Origin of the sequence: Clostridium sp. YIM B02569 (assembly GCF_022320765.1) — a bacterium.
Classification (GTDB): domain Bacteria; phylum Bacillota; class Clostridia; order Clostridiales; family Clostridiaceae; genus Clostridium; species Clostridium beijerinckii.
In genome coordinates this window covers 207,297-231,606 of sequence record NZ_JAKJJX010000003.1, presented here as the reverse complement: position 1 = coordinate 231,606, position 24,310 = coordinate 207,297, and the positions used below count along the sequence as shown (strand labels likewise).

The 24,310-nt window shown below is 30.0% G+C and carries 19 protein-coding genes and 1 pseudogene; all 20 read left to right on the top strand.

Annotated elements, in window-relative coordinates; all coding sequences use genetic code 11:
* Window positions 1-2 precede the first annotated feature (2 nt).
* The 20 genes and pseudogenes from L3B96_RS03960 (at window position 3) to L3B96_RS03860 (ending at window position 24,298) form a co-directional block, all read left to right on the top strand.
* Complete coding sequence (locus tag L3B96_RS03960) at window positions 3-605, top strand: hypothetical protein (RefSeq protein ID WP_173714299.1); 603 nt, start codon at window positions 3-5, stop codon at window positions 603-605.
* A gap of 70 nt (window positions 606-675) precedes the next feature.
* Window positions 676-1,203 carry a hypothetical protein gene (locus L3B96_RS03955; protein ID WP_173714298.1) on the top strand — a complete coding sequence of 176 codons (528 nt, stop codon included), beginning with the start codon at window positions 676-678 and terminating at the stop codon, window positions 1,201-1,203.
* 18 nt (window positions 1,204-1,221) lie between these two features.
* Window positions 1,222-1,602, top strand: coding sequence for a DUF4280 domain-containing protein (locus L3B96_RS03950; RefSeq protein WP_173714297.1), 381 nt, complete (start codon window positions 1,222-1,224; stop codon window positions 1,600-1,602).
* A gap of 35 nt (window positions 1,603-1,637) precedes the next feature.
* Window positions 1,638-3,128: a phage late control D family protein gene (locus tag L3B96_RS03945; protein ID WP_238858905.1), complete on the top strand. Its 1,491-nt coding sequence runs from the start codon at window positions 1,638-1,640 to the stop codon at window positions 3,126-3,128.
* 1 nt (window position 3,129) lies between these two features.
* On the top strand, window positions 3,130-4,278 hold the full coding sequence (locus tag L3B96_RS03940; RefSeq protein ID WP_173714295.1) for a hypothetical protein: 1,149 nt from the start codon (window positions 3,130-3,132) through the stop codon (window positions 4,276-4,278).
* Between the two features lie 2 nt (window positions 4,279-4,280).
* The gene (locus L3B96_RS03935) at window positions 4,281-4,538 is read left to right on the top strand and encodes a hypothetical protein (protein WP_238858904.1); all 258 of its coding nucleotides are present in this window, start codon (window positions 4,281-4,283) and stop codon (window positions 4,536-4,538) included.
* Between the two features lie 306 nt (window positions 4,539-4,844).
* Window positions 4,845-5,120 (top strand): annotated as a pseudogene (locus L3B96_RS27400) (DUF4176 domain-containing protein).
* 30 nt (window positions 5,121-5,150) lie between these two features.
* On the top strand, window positions 5,151-5,696 hold the full coding sequence (locus L3B96_RS03920; RefSeq protein ID WP_173714294.1) for a hypothetical protein: 546 nt from the start codon (window positions 5,151-5,153) through the stop codon (window positions 5,694-5,696).
* A gap of 187 nt (window positions 5,697-5,883) precedes the next feature.
* Window positions 5,884-7,326: a phage baseplate assembly protein V gene (locus L3B96_RS03915; RefSeq protein WP_238858901.1), complete on the top strand. Its 1,443-nt coding sequence runs from the start codon at window positions 5,884-5,886 to the stop codon at window positions 7,324-7,326.
* A gap of 69 nt (window positions 7,327-7,395) precedes the next feature.
* Window positions 7,396-8,013 (top strand): hypothetical protein, encoded by a 618-nt coding sequence (locus tag L3B96_RS03910; RefSeq protein ID WP_238858900.1) that lies wholly within the window; start codon window positions 7,396-7,398, stop codon window positions 8,011-8,013.
* Window positions 8,014-8,100: 87 nt separating this feature from the next.
* Complete coding sequence (locus L3B96_RS03905; protein ID WP_238858899.1) at window positions 8,101-9,543, top strand: late control protein D; 1,443 nt, start codon at window positions 8,101-8,103, stop codon at window positions 9,541-9,543.
* Window positions 9,544-9,608: 65 nt separating this feature from the next.
* A complete protein-coding gene (locus L3B96_RS03900) occupies window positions 9,609-10,703 on the top strand; it encodes a pentapeptide repeat-containing protein (RefSeq protein WP_238858898.1) in 1,095 nt (364 codons plus the stop codon).
* Window positions 10,700-11,221, top strand: a complete 522-nt coding sequence (locus tag L3B96_RS03895; RefSeq protein WP_041899850.1) for a hypothetical protein — start codon at window positions 10,700-10,702, stop codon at window positions 11,219-11,221. The genes L3B96_RS03900 and L3B96_RS03895 overlap by 4 nt, the downstream gene beginning before the upstream one ends.
* A gap of 2 nt (window positions 11,222-11,223) precedes the next feature.
* On the top strand, window positions 11,224-11,997 hold the full coding sequence (locus tag L3B96_RS03890; protein ID WP_012060533.1) for a DUF4280 domain-containing protein: 774 nt from the start codon (window positions 11,224-11,226) through the stop codon (window positions 11,995-11,997).
* A 189-nt stretch (window positions 11,998-12,186) separates the two neighbouring features.
* Window positions 12,187-19,809: an RHS repeat-associated core domain-containing protein gene (locus L3B96_RS03885; protein ID WP_238858897.1), complete on the top strand. Its 7,623-nt coding sequence runs from the start codon at window positions 12,187-12,189 to the stop codon at window positions 19,807-19,809.
* 13 nt (window positions 19,810-19,822) lie between these two features.
* Entirely contained in the window at window positions 19,823-20,422 is a 600-nt protein-coding gene (locus L3B96_RS03880) for a double-CXXCG motif protein (RefSeq protein ID WP_041899848.1), read from the top strand.
* Window positions 20,423-20,768: 346 nt separating this feature from the next.
* Complete coding sequence (locus L3B96_RS03875; protein WP_238858896.1) at window positions 20,769-21,104, top strand: hypothetical protein; 336 nt, start codon at window positions 20,769-20,771, stop codon at window positions 21,102-21,104.
* Window positions 21,095-21,718, top strand: a complete 624-nt coding sequence (locus tag L3B96_RS03870) for a transposase (protein ID WP_238858895.1) — start codon at window positions 21,095-21,097, stop codon at window positions 21,716-21,718. The genes L3B96_RS03875 and L3B96_RS03870 overlap by 10 nt, the downstream gene beginning before the upstream one ends.
* A 405-nt stretch (window positions 21,719-22,123) precedes the next feature.
* Window positions 22,124-23,266: an ADP-ribosylglycohydrolase family protein gene (locus tag L3B96_RS03865; RefSeq protein WP_238858894.1), complete on the top strand. Its 1,143-nt coding sequence runs from the start codon at window positions 22,124-22,126 to the stop codon at window positions 23,264-23,266.
* A gap of 198 nt (window positions 23,267-23,464) precedes the next feature.
* Complete coding sequence (locus L3B96_RS03860) at window positions 23,465-24,298, top strand: Rpn family recombination-promoting nuclease/putative transposase (protein ID WP_238858942.1); 834 nt, start codon at window positions 23,465-23,467, stop codon at window positions 24,296-24,298.
* Window positions 24,299-24,310 lie beyond the last annotated feature (12 nt).

Here is a 24,310-nt window from a genome sequence, read left to right as displayed (position 1 = left end):
AGATGATAATAAAGACAGACAAAGAAAAGGTATTAAAAGAATTTCATGAAAAGTATATACTTGATCGGTATAAAGAAGAATTTACAAAAATTTTAGAAAAATATAATACTGATAGAGAAACAATTAAAGATAATTTAATTTTAAAATTTGATTCTGTTTGCAAGAATGCAGTTTTGCTTCAAGAAAAAGAATTAAAGGGAGAAATAAAATATATATATTTTTCAATACTTAGAACAAAAATCCTTGAAAGCAGAGGTCAATGGAGAATTGATTTGTATGATAAAAAATGGTTCTTAGATAAAGAAGAATGTCCAGTATATATGGATTTGGATTTTATTTACAAGCCATTATTTGATCATATGAAGGAACTTTTGGAAAAGAAAAGAGAGTATGGAAGAATTATTAAAGAAAGAGATATAAATCTTATAAGGCAGAGAGAAGCAAATAAATATCATGCTTTAGCGCTAAATATCATTAGAGATCTATTAAAAAGTTTTTTTAAATGTGGTTCATATAAGGAAATGAAAAAAGAAAAAGATATGGTTATTATGGCGGGGGAATATATGGATGCAGCTGTAGTTATATATTCTAAGAGGAATAGCTGATTTGATAATAACTATAAGATTTTACAAAAACCTGTAATAAGCATATGCAAACTAATGGAAAGGGAAAAAGATGGATTATTTTTTGTTAAAGCAGGATGATGAGTATACAAATACACCAAAGTTATTGGATATCTTTAATAAAATTGATGTTAGAGATATAAATTTGTTAAATGCACATAAAATTGAAGATATTGTTATATTTAATGTTAAGTGTAGTGAGAAAACAGAGTTCCTAGATATCATCCAAGGAAGCTTGTTTCTTATTTCAAAAGAAATGAAAAAAATAATTGGGAAATATGATTCGAAAATTATATTTAAAACTATTCCGCTTATAGATTTACTTTATGAAAGGCAGGAAAATTATTATATGCCAATATTTGAAGAAATAGAGTGCTTAAGTGAGAATGCAGAATTTAATTTAAACAAGACATTAGTAAAAAAAATTATATTAGATAATAAAAAGATAAAAGGAAAGAAAATTTTTAAGATAAAAGAAAGTTCAAAGACATTAATAGTGGTGAGATTAGATGTTGCCGAAAGTCTTCTTAGAAGAGAGTTTAGTGGGATTTGTTTGGAAAGACTAGAAATTGAAAATTAAAAATAGGAGATGGTGAGGATGGCTCAGGCATATATAGTTAGAGGAGCGAAAATGAAATGTGATAAGGGGACTCATAAAAGAAAAATAAATCTTCCTGTAAGTCATGGAGCATATTCAAATGGAAATCCAATGATGAACGAAAGCGATAATGTTGTAGGTAAAAATATAAGTGATTTTGGAATATGTAAGGGTAGCTGTCCATCAAGTGGGAATATTACATTAACCAAAGAAAAGGGTGGAAGTGTAACAGGGAAAAAGTGCCAAATAAAAATATTAAAAGAGTGGATGAACACTAAAGAAGATACTATAGTTGATGGATTACCAGCGTTGACAACTGATTCTGTTTTAATATGTGCCTATGGTGGGAAAATAAAATTTGTGACAGACGGACAAGCATAACTAAAAAGATTCCAACATATGGGGGAGGAATAAATATGGGAGAAATTCATAGATTAAGGGTAAAGTCACCTTATGAGTTAATGAAGATAGTAGATATAAAAATTGAAAATAAGCCTAATGAACATGGATACTTATATTTAAAGTGTTTAGTAGATGAAAGTATAAATTTCGATGCTGCTATAAAAGCTTCCACAAAAGATGAAATAAGTGTTTATGAAGAATTAGAAGAAACTAATGATGATGTCAAAGTTAATATAAATTTGGTTAATGAAAGAAATAGTAGGAGACTATTTAGCGGAATAGTTCAAAATATTAGGACAACAAATTTAGGCGGAATTTACTACTTGGAGATTCAGGCTCTAACTTCAAGCTTTAAATTAGATATAAAGAGAAAAAACAGATCATTTCAAAATGTTAATCTAACATATGACGATCTTATAAATAATATATTATCAGAGTATTCAGGTTATGGATTTACTCAATATATAGGAAAAGGTAAGAAGATAGATAAACCTCTATTTCAATATAAAGAAACTGATTGGAACTTTTTAAAGAGAATTGTAAGTGAGTTAAACTCAGAATTATATTGTGATATAATAAATTTACATTATATGTTCAATTTTGGAATACCGAATGACCACAGTTATGAATTAAATGATAATAAAGATTACAATGCTTTTAAAGATATTAAAAAATTTCATGAAGCTGACGGATATAATAAAGGATATGAACATACAGACTATTTCTATTACGAAGTGGAAAGAAGATGTATCATGGAAATTGGTTCAGAAGTTTCTTATAAGCAAAAAGATTTATATATTAGGGAATACGAAGCTTATAAGCATAAGGAACAAATTTATTATAAATACAAGCTATGCAGAAAAAATGGAGTATGGCAGAATATAATCTACAATAATCTATTAAAAGGAGCAACTATAGAGGGGAAGGTTCTTGCGGCAGAAGGCGAAACAGTAAAGCTTCATTTAGATATAGATGAAAATCAAAGTGAAGACGAAGCTTATTGGTTTTGGTATTTACCACCATCAGTAAACATAATGTATTCAATGCCATTAGTTGGTGAAAGTGTAAGTCTTTACTTTCCGAATGAAAGTGGTGAAGAACCAATTGTAACAGAATGCGTAAGAAAAAATGGAGATACTTGCGAGAAGACTTCAGATCCAACTCAAAGATATTTTGAAACAGAACATGGAAGCGAAGTAGCAATGCTACCAGGTTCAATAAGCATAAAAGGAGGAAGTGAAGCTCCACTTAGTATAAGTTTTGATGATGAAGCAGGGGTAACTATGACAAGTCCAAATGGACTAAGTTTAAGTGCTGGCGGAGGAATTGTAATAAGTACACCAAGCAGCATAAACATAACTGCTCAAAGTCAAATATCAATGACAAAAGGAAACACTGAAAATGGAGTTTCAATAGAAGGAGAATTCCATATTAAAGGAAATAATGTAATAAAAAATGGAAGTAGCAGGGAAGCATATGCACCTTTCCCACAAGGAGGTGTATAGTATGGGCTTTTTTGGAAATTTAGTACATGCTGTTGCAGGCGCAATTGCATCAGTAGCAAATGCAGTAGTTAGTGCGTTATCACCAGTGGTGGAAAGCGGTGGAGTTGTTGGAGAAATTGCTGGAGAAGTATCTGATGTGGCAAAATCAGTTCTTGGAGCTTCAACAGAAGTGGCAGATATTAGTGAAGATGGAGAAATCGATGATGATGAAGCAGAAGAACTGATTGAAGATGCATTTAAATTGTTAGTTGGAGCTTATATAGGGACGTTTGACTCTAAGTCATCGGATTCAAGTGTTGAAGATAGAGCAGGAGATGATATTTCAAGTATAATTAAAAGAGGATATAATAAAGGTATAGATGACGCAAAGAATGTATATAACAATGTAGTTGATATAGTTTGGAATGGATATAATAAAGGTATAGATGATGCAAAGAATGTATATAACAATGCAAATGATATAGTCAGAAATGGATATAATAAAGGCGTATATGATGCGGGGAATATATATAACTATATGTCTGATATAACTAAAAAGGGATATGATAAAGGTATAGATGATGCAAAAAATGCATATAACTATGTATCTTCCAACAGTAAAATTGAATGGAAGCATCAAGATATGGAGGATTATATATATGGAAATGATGATAGCGATGTAAATGTAAAAGTGAAAGGCAATGTGGCTGATGCCAAGGCAGAAGCAAAACTTAGTGCATATGATGATAAGAAAATTAATCCGCAAGTTAGATTTGGGGGGGAAGCAAAAGCATCAGGAATTAAAGTTGAAGGAGAAGGAGATATCGGAGATAGGAATTTAGGAGCAGGTATAGAAGCAAAGGGAGGCTTAATGAATGGAGATGCCGAAGCTTATTTAAAAGTAGGAAAAGATGAAGTTAACGGCAAATGGAACACTTGTGTTCAAGGAAAAGCAATGGCATCGATTGTTGAAGGCTCAGCAGAAGGAAAATTTAAAATAGGTGGTATAGAGATAGATTTTGAAGGGAATGGATATGCAGGTGCCGCTGGAGTAGGATTTGAAGGTGGAATTGTTGATGGTAAATTTAAAATTGGGGCAAAAGCGGCGGCTATTTTGGGTATAGGAGCTTCAGTATCGGTAGGCTTTGCAGATAAAGATAAGGAGAAATAAGCATGAAAATGAAAAAGTCAAAAGAGTGGACATTTGGATTTGGAGAAATAAAATATCTTTTTTTTAAGAAGAAAATATGTAAAAAGTGTGGAACTAAAATGAAAAAGATTGCTATTGAGGAATATGTAGGTATAAAAAAGTGGATGGATGACGAAGGAATAAAATCTGAGTCAGAAAATTACACGGTTCAATATTACTACCACTGCCCAAAATGTAATAAGACATATTCATTAGAAGAATTAGCAAGTAGGAAGGAATAGCTATGAAAAAATTTATTAAAAGAATAATACGAGATAAGCTGTATATTGGAAGTCTAATATTTATATTAATACTCTATATAACTCGAACTAATTATATAGAAGAAATATTATTTAGTACTACTAATTTATCAAAATTTAGTGAATATAGTTTATTAGTTTTATATATATTAGGTGCAACTATATTTATGGGAACAATACTATTTATTTCTCTTAGCGTTTTTATATTTATGTTCAAAAGATTTACATTACCCACTTGGAAAAAATTAATTAAGTTATTTAGGAATTGAATGAAGGAGAAATAAATTTATGAGAAAATTACTATCAATCGGTTCAGCTGTTTTATTAAATAACAGTAACAAAAAATTAATGATAACAGGGAGATTGCAAAGAGAGTAAAGCGATAAAAAACAAACTGAATGGGATTATGCAGCTTGCTTATATCCACAAGGAAATTTGAGCCCAGAAAGTTCATTATTATTTAATCATGGACAAATAGAAAGAGTATATTTCATAGGTTTTCAAGATATAGAGGAATTAGAATATAATGAAAAAATAAGTGAATATTTTAATACAAACATTTGAAAGTAACATTTTATATATAGGATGGTAGAAATGGAACAAATATTTATAGATATATTTAAAAGACATTTATTGAAAGAAGAAAAAATTTTATGGCTTGGAAAACCTAATAATAGTAGATTATTTTCTAAGAAAGATGCTTATTCAATATTTGTTGGAACTGGTTTCATTGGTGCAAGTCTAATTTGGACAGTGAATGGAATAATGTATATGAGTGGTGCAAAAGTTGAAAATAACATTAAACCTAAACAAGGAATGGTATTTATTGTATTAGGATTATTAGTCACTTTGCTAGGCATCTATCAGATAATTGGAAAGCCTATAATAAGAAAAAATAAAAAAGAGAAAATATTTTACGCAGTGACGAATAAACGGTTATTAATATTTGAAGATGGGGTTAATAAAAAAGTAATCTCAAAATATCTTAGTCAAATTAATAGAGTGGATATTATTAAAAGTAACAATAAAATGGGTACAATAGAATTTGGAGAAAACTATCCTGATAGTGAATTCATTGATATAAATGATGTAGAAAATGTTTATGAATTAATAAATGATTTAAGAAGCAAAATAATGTAAATTCTAATAAATTAGCCTCAGTATAAAGCAATAATTACTTTTTACTGAGGTTAAATTTTAAAATTGATAGTTAGGCTTGTGTATTATGTGAACAATAAATAATAAAAATTTATTATAAAATTGAAAAAAGCAAAATAGAAGGATTACCAAATGAGTTAAAGATTAAAATGGGAGGAAGTATGTATTTATGAAAGATGATTTTATATCATATGAAAATTTAAGAATATCTACTTATGAAGTGAAGTCTATAAAAGAGATGTATATACAAAATTGCTTAAACAACCATGTGACATTAAATTTTACGTGTATACTAGATGATGAAATGAGGGACAGCTGTGTTCAGAGCACAGATGAGAGGACCCCAATAGAAGTATTTTATGAAAAGGAAGGTTCACATTTCTCTTTATTTAATGGCATTATAACTAACATAAAAATCAGTGTTATTAATTATGTTTATACATTGTTTATTGAGGCTAAAAGTCTTGATTATACAATGGATATCGAGAAGAAAAAAAGAGATTTTCAAAATATAAATATGACTACGCATGAACTTATAGATGAGGTGATGAAATCATATCATAATGCAATTTATAACATCAATATTCCTAATGAGCCAATCGGTGAATTTATACTTCAATATAATGAAACCGATTATGAATTTCTAAAGCGTATAGTGTCCAAGTATAATGAGAGTCTTATAAGTGAAATGGAACTTAAGGATATTCACTTATATTTTGGCGCACCAGAAATACATGTGGAGCCAAAAACAAAAATCATTAATTACACTGTTTCTAAAGCAGTTGAAGAATATAATGATGTGAAAAATAATGACGCACCTGAAGTATTAGAAACAGATTTTATTACTTATAAAATAAGAACACAAGAAATATTAAATCTTGGAGAAAATTTTGATTTTAATGGTAGACAATTTTATATAAGCAAAGCAACGTATTCAATGGAAGGCGGTAATTTAGAAAATATATATGAATTAAGATCAAAAGGTGGTCTTAGATCAAAGCGCTTATATAATATGAATGTAATAGGAATTTCAATTAACGGATCAATACTGGAAGTTCAAAGAGATAAGGTAAAAGTTCAACTTGAGATTAGTAGCAATACTGACATATCTACTGCATATTGGTTTCCATATGCTACGGTTGCAGCATCACCTGATGGTGGAGGCTGGTATTGTATGCCTGAAGTTGGAGAAAAAATAAGATTAAATTGTCCAACAAAAGATGAAAGCAAAGCCTTTGTTGTAAATGCAATAGGAACTAATAAAGGAAAATCCGGAGCAGAAGCGGAGAATGATAGAATGTCAAATCCTGATAATAAATCTTTGCAAACTAGTTCTGGACAGGAAGTTAAGTTTACTCCAAATGGAGTAGTTATAGCATGCAGTGGAGGACAAGCATCTGTAAATTTAAATAATGACGGAACTGTAGATGTTGTAGGTCAGAAGAATATAAATATTGCTTGCGCAAATAACCTTTCTTTAAGAGCCGAAAATGAAATGACAATCAGCGCTGCACAAAGCGTAGAGATTTTATCTGAATCAGGAAGTAACCTTATATTATCAGAGGGGGATGAGATATTAGTAAATGGAACTAGAGTTCAAAACAATGGATAGAAACAGAGAGTTTTGAAATTTGAAAATCAAAAACTTAAGAAGAATTATTAAAAAAAGGAGGCATTAACTATGGATAATATAGATGAAAAAATAGCAAAATTAAAAATGCAGCAAAGGCTTGAAAAGGAAAAGCAGCAAAGAAAAGAATCTGAAGAAGAAAATTTAATTTCAGAGGAAGAAAAGCTTACTATTGAAGAAGTAATGAAACAAGTATATGAAGGCTCTTTAAATATAAATAATACTAACTTTAAATTTGAAAGAAAAATGTTTTTAAGTGAGAAGTTAGAAATTCCAATGCCACTGGCATATTTCGAAGAAAGAGTAAATACTGATAAAAATACTACCTTAGTAAATGATAATGATGGAGTGAGTTTTACTTTAGCTTATGTAGATAAGGGAGCTCAAAAGCAAAGTTTTGCTAAGTTTAAGAGAGGCATGGAAAAGAATTTTAAAGATATGGATCTTTATCTAGAATGGATGGAAGAAGGAGAATTAGGTGAAGGTCATTCAAAAATATTTTATGGAACTTATAAGACACCTACAGGACGAGGAAATATTTATAATTTGATTTTTTATAGAGAGCATAAAGGAACATTGATAATTGGAAATTATAATTGCTTCGAAAGAGATATAAAGACTTGGGAGCTTATAATGAAGGCAAGTATGATGCTCATGAAAATTAGGTAAAGCTACAATTTAGTTATAGTTTAGATTTGATAAAAATAAGTCCAAGTTAAATTAACATGGAATAAAGCTCAAAAGGAGGGAATTAAAGTGGGAGAAAGTCAAATCATTAAAGCTATTGGCTATGAGGAAATAAAAGTTAATGGCTATAGTTTAGAAACAATAAAAAGCTTAAAAATAGAAACTGATATAAATAAGCATGCTGTTTTGAAACTGACAGGAATATTAAAAAATGAAATTAAGGATAGTGATATTACTTCAACAACTAATAATAAAACCATAGAAGTTTGTTATGGGGAAAATGAAAATATAACATTATTTTATGGCATTGTTACAGATATAAAAATAAATGTAGAACTTGATGTATACACTTTAAGTATTGAAGCAAAAAGCATGTCTTATCTAATGGACATAAAGTTAAAATCCAAATCTTTTCAAAACACATCCATAACCGTTCATGGTCTTATAGATTCCATAATGAAGAATTATAGTGAATCTAATTATATTTTAAACATACCTGATGAGGAAGTAAAAGAACTACTTATACAATATGAAGAAACTGACTGGGAGTTTTTAAAAAGAATAGCATCTAAATATAATCAAGGATTATTTCCAGTTATGGATAGTAAGGAAATACAATTTGTGATGTCTATACCAGATCAGCATAAAGAATTAAAATCAGAAAATATAAATTATAAAATACACAAAGATTTAGATGAATATAAATATATGCTTGAAAATTATCTACAAGATGCCAATGAGATAGATTATTTAACTTATGAAATAAATAATTATGAAGTATTAAAGCTTGGAGATAATATAGAGTTTCAAGAACAGAATTTTTACATTTTTAAGGGAATCTATGAAATGAAAAATGGAATATTAACAAATACTTATAAGCTAAGAATAAAAAATGGTTTAAGACAGGAAAGAATTTTTAATACAAAAATTATAGGAAGTTCAATTGAAGGAAAAATCATAGGAGTTCAAGCTGATAAAGTAAAAGTTCATTTAGAAATAGACGAAATGCAAGATCAAGGAACAGCTTATTGGTTTAAATTTTCTACTATGTCAGCATCAAGTGACGGCAGTGGATGGTATTGTATGCCTGAAATGGTAGATAGTGTAAGAGCGTATTTCCCAACAAAAGATGAAGATGAGGCTTTTGCAGTTAGTGCGGTAAGCAGCTATCAGCAAGGAGCAGGTGAGGCAGAAGATAGAATGGGAAATCCTGATGACAAATACTTAAGAACAGCTCATGATAAACAGGTAAAGCTTACATCAAGTGGTATTTTTATTTCCTGTGACAGCGGACAGGCATATATGAGTCTTACTAGTGATGGAACCCTTAGTATAACAAGTCAAAATAATATAAATATTAGTGCTGAGCAAAACATCAAAATTCAAGCTCAAAAAAGCTTTTTAGTAAGTGCAAAGCAAGGGATAAATTTTGCTTGTGATAAAGGTGGAGGTCTAGAGTTTGATGATTCGGGAAACATAAAAGAAAAAGGTACTAAAGTAAATAATAATTAAGTTTTTATTTACTTTTAGGTATATAAGCTAAGAGGTATAAGTCCTAGTAAGAAAGAAGGGATTTTATGAATAGGGAAGAGTCATTAAAAGAATTTAAAGAAAAAGTAGTTAAAACCTTAGAAGAAGAAAGTATATCAGTTTTTGAAAAAAAATTTAAGGATGATGAAGAAAAAGTTAAAGAGATAATAATAAACGGAATGAAAAGCTTAATTAGCAAGGCAAATGAGATTAAAGAAGAAAAGAAAATAGCAGTTTTCCAATTTGAGCTTCTTAGAATTAATATTTTAAATGAATCCTATAAGATATTAATTCATGGATACAGCTCATCTTGGTATTTAGATACTAAATCCATATACGAAGAAATAGATTTAAGATTTTTATTTGAAACATTTATCACCTTTAAGGAAAAGTTAATTAAAGAAAAAAGAATTTATATGGGCAAAGTTAATGACTATGACATTCAAAAAATAATGTTTGAATCTGTAGTGAAATGTTATAAGGATATGTCAAAGACAGTAAGGAATTGGTTTTGGAATTTAGATGAAGAAAAGTGGATTAAGGAAAGTTCATTAGAGGACTTTTACTTAGTAAAGTGGAGTGAATATCAAGGAAGAAGTGAAACTCTATTTGCCATGGATAACAGAGAAAAGAATATAAAAGAACTTTTAGAATTTAAAAAGCAGCCTAAAGAAAAGTTACCTTTTGTATATACTGTCTGGAAAGATAGCACCTTAGAAGATGGTGATTTAACAAAACAAAATATGTTATTTATTAGTTTTAAGGGAAGTAAGCTTAAAAATATCAATTTATCAGAAAGTGACATAATAAGAGGTCAGTTTAAAGATACAGAAATAAGAAAATGTATATTTAAAAAATGCCGATTAATAGGAAGTTCTTTTGAAAATTCTAAAATTGAAGATTCTGATTTTAGTAGTGGGGATTGCACAGGAGTGGATTTTAGAAAAGTGGATCTTAGATATGTAGATTTTTCAAATTCAAATCTCAAAAATTCTAATTTCATAAATGCGAAGTTTAAAAATGTGTCTTTTGAAGGAGCAGATTTAGAAGATGCAATATTTAGTGCTAAGGATATACCATTTATTAATTTAACATCAGAGCAGCTCCAAACTATATATATAGATGGAGGGGAAGAAATATGAAGTATTTCATTTTAAGGCAGGATAGAAATTTAGAAAATGCAATTGAAATAGAAGGTTTTAATAATAGTCAAAAAATGACATTGCTTAAGGCTGATGAGGACAAATATAAGGATTCCACGAATGTACCTGTCCACGGAAACGAGAATAGCATTTATCCAGATTTAATACAAGCACCTGTATTACTAATTTCAGATGATCTTCATAAACTTTTTAAATTATATGAAAACACTGTAGTTTATAAAATAGCGGTATTTTCAGATTTAGAAAGGAAGAAACAGAAAGTATATAGATTAGTGCTGCCAGAATTACTAGATGCATTAAGTGATAAAGCTATTTTCTTTAAAAATGGCTGGATTGATAAGATAGTTTTAGATGCTGATAAAATAGGTGATTACAATATATTTCAAATTAAAGCTGGTGTAGATTATTACTTTATAGTTTCTCTTGATGTAGTTGAAAGCATGCTAAAAAGAGGGCTATTTGTAGGAATTAAATTTGAGGAAGTTGAGGTGAAATAAAAATGGCAAGCGAAAATGAAGAGAAATATGGTGTTATAGCTGGAACAGCAATAAATGAAGCTGAAAAAGGTGCCAAAGATACAGTAAATACAGTAAAGCAAATTGGTACTATGGCTGAGAGAGTTGGAGGTTTTTTAAAGAGAGATGCTACAAACGAATGGAAATGGCTTAATCTATCTCCAGAAGAAAAAGCGGCTGAGAAGGAAAAGGAGAAGCAAGCGGCAGAAGAAGCTAAAGCGGCTGAGGAACAGAAGAAAGCAGATGAAGCAAAAGCTGCTGAAGCTGAAGCACAGAGAATAAAAGATCTTCAAAAAAGCTATATAGTGCATACGGCAGCTATTACCTGCAGCTGTGCACTTCATGAAAGTTATGTGGTAGTTCCAACTGGTCATGGAGAATTTATACATGGAATTCCACAATTAAATATAGGAGATAGCAAACCGGAAATAAATATAAGAAGTTTTGGAATATGTAATAGTCCACAAAATCCAAGTGTACAAGCAAATGCTAAAAAAATAGCAGATGAGATTAAAAATAGGCCTAAAAGTTTCACAGAAAAAGTTATGGACTTCTTTTCAAAACCACCAGCTGAAGATATAGGAAAAGATTTACTAGCTCAATGTGTAGGTGTATGTACTCCAATGATAGCGACTGAATGGATAGATGGGAAAGAAGATGTTCTTGTTGATGGAAAACCAGCGTTGTTAGGGAAGTGTACACTTCAGTGTGCATATGGTGGAGAAATCAAATTATATACAAGTGGACAGAGAGAATAGGAGAAAATTGGATTTTGATCTGATGTCTAGCTACTGTAACACTCCCATCTTTTATTAAAGTGGGAGATAACAGTGAAACGGCTCTAGACATTATGCCGCCTGGGGGTATAAGTTCAGCTAATCTTCAGAGGAAGATTAAACTCTTCCTGAAGCTAAGTTTCACTTTATAAATGAAAAGGAGGGAATTAAATGATACTGACATATAAGAGTTTAAAAGTAGAAATACCTTATGAAGCAATTCAAATAGAAGACATAGATATATTACAGCCTATAAATGACCATGCATATTTAAAGATTAAATTGTTAATAGAAGAAGGAAAAATAATAGAATATTTAAATAAAAATGTAAGTGATGAGAAAATAACTGTATCGAGAATTGAAGATACTGGTGAAGAAATTAAGTTATTTGTAGGAAAGATAAATGAAGTTTTTATGTCTTATAAAGGCAGTGTTCATGTTATGGAATTAGGGGCTGTGTCTTATACAAAGGATTTTGATATTAAGAAAGATAGCAGAACCTTCTGTAATTTAGATATGACTTATCAGGAAGTTATAACAAAGGTTTTAGATGCTTATGCTGATAAGGCTTTTACAGACAATATAACAAATGGAAAGACTATTGGGGAATTTATTCTTCAGTATGAGGAAACTGATTGGGAATTTTTAAAGAGGTTAGCAAGTCATTTTAATGGTGTATTACTTGCTGAAACCACAGAAGAGTATGGAAGATTTCACTTTGGAATGCCAGATTTAAACAATAATAATAAAATTAATATAGATGATTATGAAGTAGTAAAAGATATTGATAATTTCAATAAGCGTGAAGCTATTGGATTTGAAGAAAATTATCTTCAAGAATATACAACATGGGATATTGTAAGCCCAATTAAATTAATACTTGGTGAGAAAGTTTTATTCAATCAAATTGAATGTGTAGTAGAGAAAATTCATATTGAGGTCTATAAAGAAGAAATCAGAACAATATACACATTAGGTCTTGAAAGAGGACTTAGAACTACCTATATGGTAAATCATAAGATTTTTGGAATGAGTATTCCTGCAACAGTTAAAGACGTACAGGGGAATACTATGAAAGTTCACTTTGAAATAGATCAAGAATATGAAGAGTGCGCAAACCAAAAATATTTTACTTATGCAATAGAAAGCAGCGCCTGGTACTGCATGCCAGAAAAAGAAAGCCAGGTGAATATTTATTTTCCAACCAATGATGAGAAAGAAGCTATTGCAGTTCATGCAGTAAGAATTGGAGAAGGCTCTGCAAGAACACAAAATCCAGATATTAAGTCATTTTCTCATACAGGAGGAAGTGAAATGAAGCTGACTCCAAGTGATATGAATTTTTCACCAGGTGGCGGAGGTGTAAGTTTAAACTTAGCCCAATCGGGAGATGTATCTCTTAACGGGCAAAATATAAATCTTACAGCAACTGAAAATTTAGAACTCGGTATTAGAGATGGAAGTGGAGATGCACCTCCGTTTAGGCCACAAAATATAAATATTTCTGCTAAGAGCAAAATAGAAATAGCTAAAGGCGGTATTGGAATTCAAATGGAAGATGCCACATTTTTAAAGGGATCTACCATAAAATATGAAGGAAGTGCTAAAGATCCAGTAGAGCTACCAGATGAAATAGCTTATAGAAATGACGGAGATGCAGAGGCGATAGAGCAAATTAATAACCAGGCTAAAGCTAATATGGAAGCAAAGGTTGATGAAGCTAAGAGTAAAATTGGTTTTGGAGTAGTTGCTTCAGTTATTGGAGCAGTAGCGGTTGGAGTTGGAATTGCTGTACTTGCAGCAGCTACAGTTGCAACTGGAGGATTAGCTCTTGCTGTTGCTGGAGCTGCAGTGGCATCTGGTGTTACAGCTATGGCAGTAGGTGCATCTGAAACCAGTGAAGGTTTGTCAGATTATAGCAAGGCTCAAAGTGGAGATTATTCAAAATCCTATAATTTTATGAGGGATACTGTCTGTGGAGGAAATGAAACTCTTTATAATGTTGTAAAATATGGATCAGTTATGATTGCAGGAATAAGTACTGCAATTTTGACAGGTGGAGCAACTATAGAGGCTATGACTAAAACCTTAGGAAAAATAGGGCTTGATTCAGCTATGAATACAGGATTTGAATTAATTGCAGATTATGCGGATGATGGAAAAATTGATAATGGATGGGAAAGCTATGCAGAGTCCTTTGCTTTAAGTTGTGGCTTAAGCGGTGGAGGTACAACTGCATTTAAAGGAGTAGAAAAAATTGGGAAAGGCTTGGAGCTAGGATGTCCAACCATGAGTAAGCTGAGAATAGCAACAGATGTGGCAGTAGATATGGGAGGCCAATTGGCTACAACTGGAGATGCAAATCTAACATCTACTTTAATAAGAAAATATGTTAGTAATAAATTATGTTTCTCTGACCCTGTAGATGGAGTAACAGGAAGTTTGTATATTCCAGCAACAGATATAGTTCTTCTAGATATTCATGAAGAATTTAAGATAGAAAGAAAGTATGAGTCTGTAAATAACAGAATAGGACTTCTTGGACTTGGCTGGACTACAAATTTTGAAACTTGCCTTGGAGTTGAAGGGGAAAAAATAAATGTACTTTGCCCAGATGGACATATTGAAAGCTTTTATTTAAGTGATGATGAGTGGGTAAATGATAAAGGCGGAGCTAAGATTTATTCTCTAAAACAAGACAAGGATTATTGGATATTTAAAACTTCACTTGATAAGAAAACTTATAAATACAATAGTTCAGGGAAATTAATAAATATAACTGACAAACATGGAAATAAGCTTTTGGTAACTTATGTAGGCGAAAATATTGAGACTTTAATTACTTTCTCAAATTATAAGTTATTCTTTACCTATAGAGATGGAAAAGTAATTGAAATAAAAGATGAGCTTGGAAGAACAGTTCAATATAAATATGCTGGAGATTACTTAACAGATGTTATCCATGTTGATCAGGGAATAACAAGATATACGTACGATGAGAAAGGATATATAAGCAGTATAACAGACCAAAATGGACATACTTACACTAAGAACTTCTTTGATAAAAAAGGAAGAGTAGTAAGGCAAGACTTCCCAAATGAGGATACTTGTAAAATAACTTATGATGATTCAGAAAAAGAAGTAACCTTCTACTATACTAAGAGCCAAAGAACTGAAAAAACAAGATTTAATAAAGATGGCTTAATTACACATTTATTCTATGAAGATGGAAGTACAGAAGAATATAAATATGATGATTACCAAAACAAGATTTATATAAAAGATAGAAATGGCTTTGAAAGTTACAAGGTTTATGATGAATTTGGAAACTTATTAAAAGAAACTTTACCAAATGGATTAGTTACAGACTACACTTATGATGAAAATGGAAATTTAGTAAAAGAAACAGATAATGAAGATAAAGAAATTATCTATGCTTATGACAGCCAAGGTAATTTATTAGAAAAGAAAACAAAGCTTTCAGTTGGAAATTGGAAGACTGAAAGATTCACATATGATTCCTATGGAAGAATTCTAAGTAAAACTGATGGGAATGGAAATACATCAAAATATGAATATGAAAACGCAAGTGTTTTAGAAGGAAAACAAGGAAAAGATCCAGTAAGAGTAATTACAAATAGTGGATATGAGTATGAATACACTTACGATAAAGTGGGCAGAAATACTGAAATAACTACAGATTATGGAACAATAGAATTTGGTTATAATAACTTAAACTTTGTTGCAAGTATTAAAGATGCCAATGGAAATGTAACAATTAAAAATTATGATAATATGGGGAATTTAACAAGCCTTTATACTCCAAATGCATGTATAAAAGGAAGTATTTCTGATGAAGGTTATAAATACACCTATGACCATATGGATAGACTTATAAGCATAAAAAATCCACTTGGAATTATAGAAAAAAATATAAGAGACAGCGAAGGAAACATAATAAAAGAAATAAATCCGAATTATTATAATCCTGAAACCTATGATGGAATTGGAGTAGAATATGCTTATGATAAGGATAATAGAAAAATAAAAACCATATATCCAGATGGAGGTATAGAAAGATTCTTCTATGATAGTAATGGAAATGTCATTAAGCACATAATTCCAGAGTATTATAATGAAGAAACGGATGATGGTCTTGGATACAGCTATACTTATGATTCCATGAATAGATTGAGTTCTATAATAAATGAAGATGGTGTAGTTGAAAAAAGATTTGAATATGACTTACATGGAAATATTATTAAGGAAATAGATGTTGAAGGAAATTCTACATTATTTAAGTATGATTTAGCAGGAAACCTAATTGAAAAGAGAGTTCCAGCAGAAAAAGATAACATTGGTAATGTTAAATATAATTTGACTTGCTACGCTTATGATAAAAATAGTAATAAAATCTTAGAGAGACATGGTATAAACTTAGTCTCAGAAAATGAAATCTGTAATTATTATCATGAAATTTACTTTGAATATGATGAAGAAAACAGGCTCATTGAAGTTAAAGACAAATATGGAGCAAAAGCAAGATATAAATATGACTGCTTAAATAAAAAGACCTATGAGAGCTTTAAGATTAATGATACAACAACTAAAGCAATTCATTATATTTATGATAAGGTAGGAAACCTAACTCAAAAGAAAGAAGAAATAAATGGAGGTTTTGTATCACCAGAAACAAAGGGCAGAAATGTCTGGGCAATAACAAGTTATGAATATGACAAAAACGGAAACATAACAAAAATAACAACTCCAAAAGGCTATGAAATAGGAAGAGTTTATGATAAAGCTGATAGAGTCATAGAGCAGCATGAAAAAGATGAGACTAATGGAATCTTTAGAAGTTATGTTTATAAGTATGATAAAGCAGATAATATAATCAGCATAAGCGAATATTCTGGAGAAGAAGCAAAGCTTATAAGTAATAAATATACTAGTGAAAATAACTACATGGTTCATTGGTCCGAGAGATATGAAAATAGAAAAGAAAATGAGAAATTATTTGGGAAAATAAACTTTAAGGAAGATAAAAAGAAAAAATCTTATGTTTATGATCCTCAAAACAGACTTACTCATTTTATAAATTTCTCAGGTAATGTAACAAGATTATTCTATGATAAAAACGATAGAATAATAAAACAAGTACTTCCAGAGCAATACGATGAAGGCGCAGACAATGGAGTTGGAACAACTTATTACTATAACTTAAAAGGACAAGTTGTAGAAGTTAAAAACGCTTTAGGGGAAACAATAACAAAAAATACCTATGACCCTAAAGGTAATCTTAAAACTAGAGTAGATGGAGAAAATAATAAAGTTGAATACACTTATACTTTATTAGGTCAAATTAAGGATATAGTTACTCCGAACTCTAGAAAAGAAAACAAATCAGCTCAAAGCTATAAGTATGATGCCAGAGGAAACATTACAGGAATAACTGATGGTAATGGTAATGAAACAAGCTATCTTTTAGATGACTGGGGAAGAATAACACAAATAACAACACCAGAAGGCGGAGTTGAAAAGTACACTTATGATTACGCAGGAAATATAACAAGTACGACAGATGCTAATGGTAGAACTATAGAATATATTTACAACAGTTTAGGGCAAGTATGCGAAATAAAAGATCAAGAAGGAAATAGCGAATATTTCTACTATGATAATGAAGGTAACTTAACAAAACACATAGATAGAAATGAAAATCATGTAGATAGAACTTATAACTTAGATAGAAATATAGTTTCAGTAAAAGCTTATCAAGTTGATAAAGAAGCAATAGATTTAGAATCAAGAAGAGCTGAGGCAGATAGGATTAAAGCCATAGAAGAAGCTGAAAATAAATCAGAAGAAGGTTTTGTAAGCAGTCCACTAAACCAAACCCATGGTCGAAGAAGAAGCTTTACTGAAAGACTAAAAGATAAAAAGGAGAAACAAAAGCAGGAACAAGAGGACGAATTAAATAAAACAAATTCAACTGAAAAAGCAGAGGATTCAAATAAAAATAAGCTAAATGTAATAGATCAAAGATTTAAATACAATCCAGATGGTACTTTAAAAAGTGCATATACAGGAAATATGCAGTATGAGTATGCCTATAATATTGAAGGAATGCTTGAAACTAAGAGTGCTTCAGGAAGAACGCTTTTAAGCTACACTTATGATAAAAATAACAACATCAAAAGTATAAAAGACATCACAGGAAAAAGCAGCATTTATAGCTATGATGATGCTGATAGAGTTAAATTAATTCAAGATGATAATCAAAATAACCTTGCTATTTATGACTATTATAAGAATGACAGCATAAAATCAGTAAGCTTAGGAAATGGCTTAAAGACAGATTATACTTATGATGGTGATGGCAATGTTCAAAGCTTAGTTACTATATCATCTAATGGTGAAGTTTTAGTAGATTATAATTATGCGTATGATTTAAATGGAAATAGGCTTCAAAAAGTAAGTTCAAAGCATAAGAATTTCTATAGCTATGATTCAATGAACAGACTTGTTGATTCAAGATATGATGATCGATGTGAAAGCTTTACTTATGATAAAGTAGGAAATAGATTAACTAAAACAACAAATGATATCACAGAAAAATATGTTTATAATGTAAAGAACCAATTAAAGGAATTACACAACAATTCTGGTATAAACCACTTTACATATGATAAACAAGGAAATACAATAAAAGAAGAGACTGAAAATGGAAATAATATCTTTGAGTACAACACTTTAAATCAGCAAGTTAAGGCTATAACTAAAGATGGAAATACTTTAGTTAGTAGATATGATACAGAAGGTTTAAGAGCTGAAATTGAAGAAAATGAAAAGTTAACTAAGTTCATTTTCCATAAGGAAAATGTTTTGGTTGAGGCTGATAAAGATTGGAATGTTGTTTCTAGGTTTGTTAGAGGATATGAGGTTGTTGCTGCTGATATTACAGAATTATGTGAAGATTCGGAAGAGAACCTAAATAAATATTATTATACTGTTGATGAGCAAGGCAGTACAACGTTAATTACTGATGGAAATCAAAGTGTTAAAAATGAATACTGGTATGATGCATTCGGAAGTGTTCTTGAAAGTAAGGAGCAAGTCCATAATAGAATAACTTATACGGGACAGCAGTTTGATAGCATAACTCAACAGTATTATTTGAGAGCAAGATTTTATAATCCTGTTATTGGTAGATTTACTCAAGAAGATGTTTATAGAGGCGATGGGCTGAATCTTTATGCTTATTGTAGGAATAACCCAATTATATATTATGATCCTAGTGGATATATGAATTGTGATACTAAGAAAAATCCATGGAATGACTATTTAAGCAAACATAAAGATGAAGGAAAGAATATATCACAATTAAGAGAGGAATATTATAAATCTCAAGGTATAAATCCAGATTCAGTAAAAGTTAGCAATAAAACACCAACAGATAAATTGAGGGCTATTTGGAAGGAGTATACCGGAGAATCATCAAGTAACGAAATTCATCATGGTTTACCAGAAGAATTTGATGACTGGTTTGTTTCTAGGAAAATTGATGTTAATAGTGGGGAGTATTATTTTGATTTACCAGCCGATGTACACAGATTAAAAGAAGGAAATGGAATTCACACAAATAATAGTCCATTGAAAAAAGAATGGAATACTATTTGGCATGAATATACTATTAACAATCCAAATGCAACAAAAGAACAAATATTAGCGAAGTTAGATAAAATGGCAAAAAAGGCAGGAATAGATAAATATAGGGCAGTACCCAAAAAATAGGAGAGATGATTTTATGGAAGAAAAAAACTTTTTTATAATGAAAGCAGTGTATACTAGTTTTGCACATGCTGTAGAACTTGGGGGAAAGAAAGAAATAAATGAATGTCCTAAGTGTGGTGCAATAGAAACAATTAGATTAGAGCCAATTAAAGTTTATTTTAAAGGTAAGAAACAAGGTGATTATTATGATGTGCCTGGTGGAAGTATTTTGGGAAAAAAAATGCAAGAATTATTGATAAGTGAAAGAATTACTGGATTCAAATTGGAAAGTATAAATGTAGAAGGTTGGTATGATTCAAATGGAAAAGTATTACCAATAGAATATGAGGATCTTAAAGAATTAAAAGTCGTAGGTAGATGTGGATATTTAAGACATAAAAGTGGTGATATACTTGAAAAATGTGATGAATGTGGATATTTTAATTATGATAGAGCTGAAGATGAAGTAGATGGATTAAGAGTAGATTTAGATGAGTGGGATGAATCAGATATGTTTCAATTTAAAAATTGGCCAGGAGTAATCATAGTAACTGAACGAGTTAAAGAAATGATTGAAAAGAATAAATTGAAGAATATTAAGTTTACAAATGTCAGTGAATTTAGATTTGATTAAATGAGTGCTTAAGATAATGACTATATATAGATTTGTTTGAAAACAGGTCTATACATAGTCTTTTTGTATTATTATATTGTAAATTTTAAATAAGTAATTAAAGTGATAAAAGGATAACCACTTTGATATAAATTACTTTGAGAATGCTTCTACTACTACAGTGAAGCAGCAGTTTAGCTTCTAAATCATAAAATCATTGAAATCACTAGTGTTTTTAGTAATCTAAAAAGTGTATTAAATTCGGAGAATTTTCACTATAAAAGGAAACCTCATTTTTGTTAAACTAATAACCGAAATGAGGTTTTATAAATTGAGGAAAAATTACTTTGCTAAGTTAATAAGATACATGAAAAATGTATATCATATTGAAAGTGGATTAAATAAATTAACAGATGTGAGAGTTAATCCTACATATGATGCAGCAAAGGCTGTAACACTTGTACTATTAGGTTTTTTACTTAGAATCAAAAGTTTTAATGAATTGAATTTGATGATTAAAAATAATGAATTCAGCAAACTATTTCCAAGAGGTACAAGGCTGCCATTGGTTGATAGTATTAGAGATACTTTAGAGGTTATTGATATTAAAGGCTTAAAAGAAATAAATGAATATATAATAAAGAAGGCAGTAGAGAATAAAGTTTTTCTCATTGTTTTCATAGTGGAGTCGTTATGTCAATAGTTGGAGAAGGACCAAAGCTTGTTATTGATTTTGAAAATTATAGACCAGGACAAGATTCGGAATCAAAGGATGAAGGAGAACAAAATGTGGCAAAAAGGCTGCTTACAGATGTATTAAGAGTTCATAAAAGTTTAATTGATGTTGTAGTTTATGATGCTCTTGTCTGTAATTCCGTTTGGATTAATCATTGTAGGCATCATGGTGTTGATACAATTGTTAGAACGAAGAATAACAATAATAAAAGCATTAGAGAAGTGAAAAAGAGAGTAAATAAGTCAGAGAAAGCTGAAGTTTGGACAGATGAAAGAGGTTTTGAAAAAATTGAAGTATATGAGTTAGTATTTATTATGGACAAGGTAAAAGAGCCATTGCGTTTTGTGAAATATGCAATGAAATATCAAAATAAAAAGAGGTCACAAATAATGATTATAACGACTTGTATGGATATGGAACTTGAAACTTTATTTAAAATAATAAGAGCACGCTGGGATATTGAAAATTCAATTTTTAATAATTTGAAAAAAGAAAGTGGCTTAGAACATTGCTTTGTGCATGGAGGTAAAGCAGTTGAAGCTGTACTTTATTTGATATTTATTGCATCAAACATAATGTAATTATTTCTATTTAGGCGGTTGAGAAAGCATTTTTCAATACAACGAGAAATTGTAAGACTTTTGCTAAAGGGATTGTATCTGATTGAATATAAATCAGAGTTGGTTTTCAATATTGCTTAAAGAGTAAAAAAACATAATAATGGAGAAATAATTTTTGGGGTAGGGGAAAGTCTATCTATTTTTAGAATATTGAATGTTTTCAAGCAAGGATTAATCGAAAATATTTACAAATTTATGTATAATTATAGCAAAAGCTAGATTGCTCATTTAATGCAGGTCAAAAGATGCTTATTACAGATACTGAAACTAGGGGTGGGATACTCTATATTAAAGTAATAATAAAATAAAGGAGAATATATTGATGAGCAAAGAAAAAAGCAACTTCCGATTAGTGAACGTTGGAAATTGGATATAGAATCTTATGAAAGGTACGGAAGTGGAGGAAATGTTTTAATATCTATCCCACAATGTGAAAAATGCAAGCATTTTGTAAAAGGAAATGCGCTTCATTGTAAAATGTATGATAATGAAAATAAACCTGAATATGTTATGTTTCCAAGCAAGGAATGTCCAAAGTATGAGAGTATTGAATTAATAGACATTGCAATAAATAACCAGTATGATAGTAAAATGTTTGGTGGACTATTTGGATTTTGTGTCGGAGATGCTTTGGGAGTTCCTGTAGAGTTTTCTACTAGAGATGAAAGAAAAAGAGATCCTATAAAAGAGATGAGGGCATATGGAACATATCACCAACCATTTGGTACCTGGTCAGACGATACTTCATTAACATTATGTCTAGTTGAAAGTATTAATAACGATTATTCTGTACAAAGAGTAGCAGAAAATTTTATAAAGTATTACAGATGTGGATACTTAACACCATATGGTGAGGTCTTTGATATTGGGAATTCTACTAGAGATGCTATTGATAGAATGATACATGGAATAAATCCTGTAGAATGTGGTGGAAAAACTGAGCAAGATAATGGTAATGGTTTATTAATGAGAGTTTTGCCATTGGCATATTATGTAAAAATAATGTTGCCACTTAAGAGAATAGAAATAGTTGAAGAAGTATCATCATTGACGCATTCACATAAACGTTCCAAGTTTGCTTGCATTTTCTATATAGAGTTTATGATAAATTTACTGCATGGAAATAAAAAGGATGATGCATACAAGAAGACTATTGAATTTGTAAAGAAATATTGTATAGAAAGTTATTCTCAAGAAATAGATAATTACAGAAGAATATTGGATGGGACAATAGCAACTTGTGACGAAGAGCAAATAAACTCATCAGGATATGTAATAGATACACTTGAAGCAGCATTATGGTCATTTTTAAAAACAGACAGTTATAAGGAAGCTGTTCTTAAAGTAATTAATTTGGGCGGTGATACAGATACTATTGCGGCAATTGTTGGTGGAATGGCAGGAACATATTATGGCTTTCAAGCTATTCCTGATAATTGGGTACAAAACTTGGCAAGGAAAGAAGAAATTTATAAGATGTTAACTATATTTAGAAATGTAGAAAAATAATTGTTATTTTTAAAATATTATTTTCACTGAAAAAAGTAAGTATAGTGACTGCAATATATTCAGCAATTTAGCTACTAAATCATAAAACTGTTGATATTAGTGATAGTATTAGCAATTTAAAAAGTGTATCAAATTTGGAGAATTTTCACTATAAATGAGACATTATTTTTGTTAAGCTATTAACTGAAATAAGATTTTATAATTTCACCTAAAAATGATTTTGTCTTTAAATTATTATTTGGAGATGAGAAAAATAAGGATTTATTAATAGAATTATTAAATTCAATATTAAAAATGCCACATGATGAATTAGAAGATATAGAACTAATTAATACAGAACTATTAAGAGAGTTTGCTGAAGATAGAAAAGGAATTTTAGATGTTAGAGCAAAAACTAAAAGTGGTGAACATGTAGATATAGAAATCCAAGTTTTATATATCGATTACATGGCTGAAAGAACATTATTTTATTGGAGTAAAATGTATAATGGTCAGATAAAATCAGGAGATACATATGATAAACTAAAGAAATGTATAACAATAAATATAGTTGATTTTAATTGTATAGAAATAAATAAACTTCATACAAGTTTTCATATTACAGAAGATGAAACAAATAAAAAGTTAACAGATGTATTCGAGATTCATTATTTAGAATTACCCAAATTGTTTGATAATAATATTCAAAAAGATGAATCTGAACCACTGGTTCAATGGATGATGTTCCTACAATCAAGAAATAAGGAGGCGTTTGAAATGTTAGCAGAAAAAAATGAAAAAATAAAAAAAGCATATAATATTCTTGAAGTTATAAGTAAAGATGATAATGCAAGAGCAGCATATGAAGCAAGAGAAGCAGAACTTCATGATCAAATGACAAGACTTAAAAGTGCTAGAGAAGAGGGCATAAAAGAAGAAAGAATAAAAAATGCAAAGAATTTTTTGGTTATGGGATTAGATGTTGATATGGTTGCTAAGGGAACAGGGTTAAGTGTTGATGAGGTTTTAAAAATTAAGAGAGAATTAAATTAATAAAAATAAAAT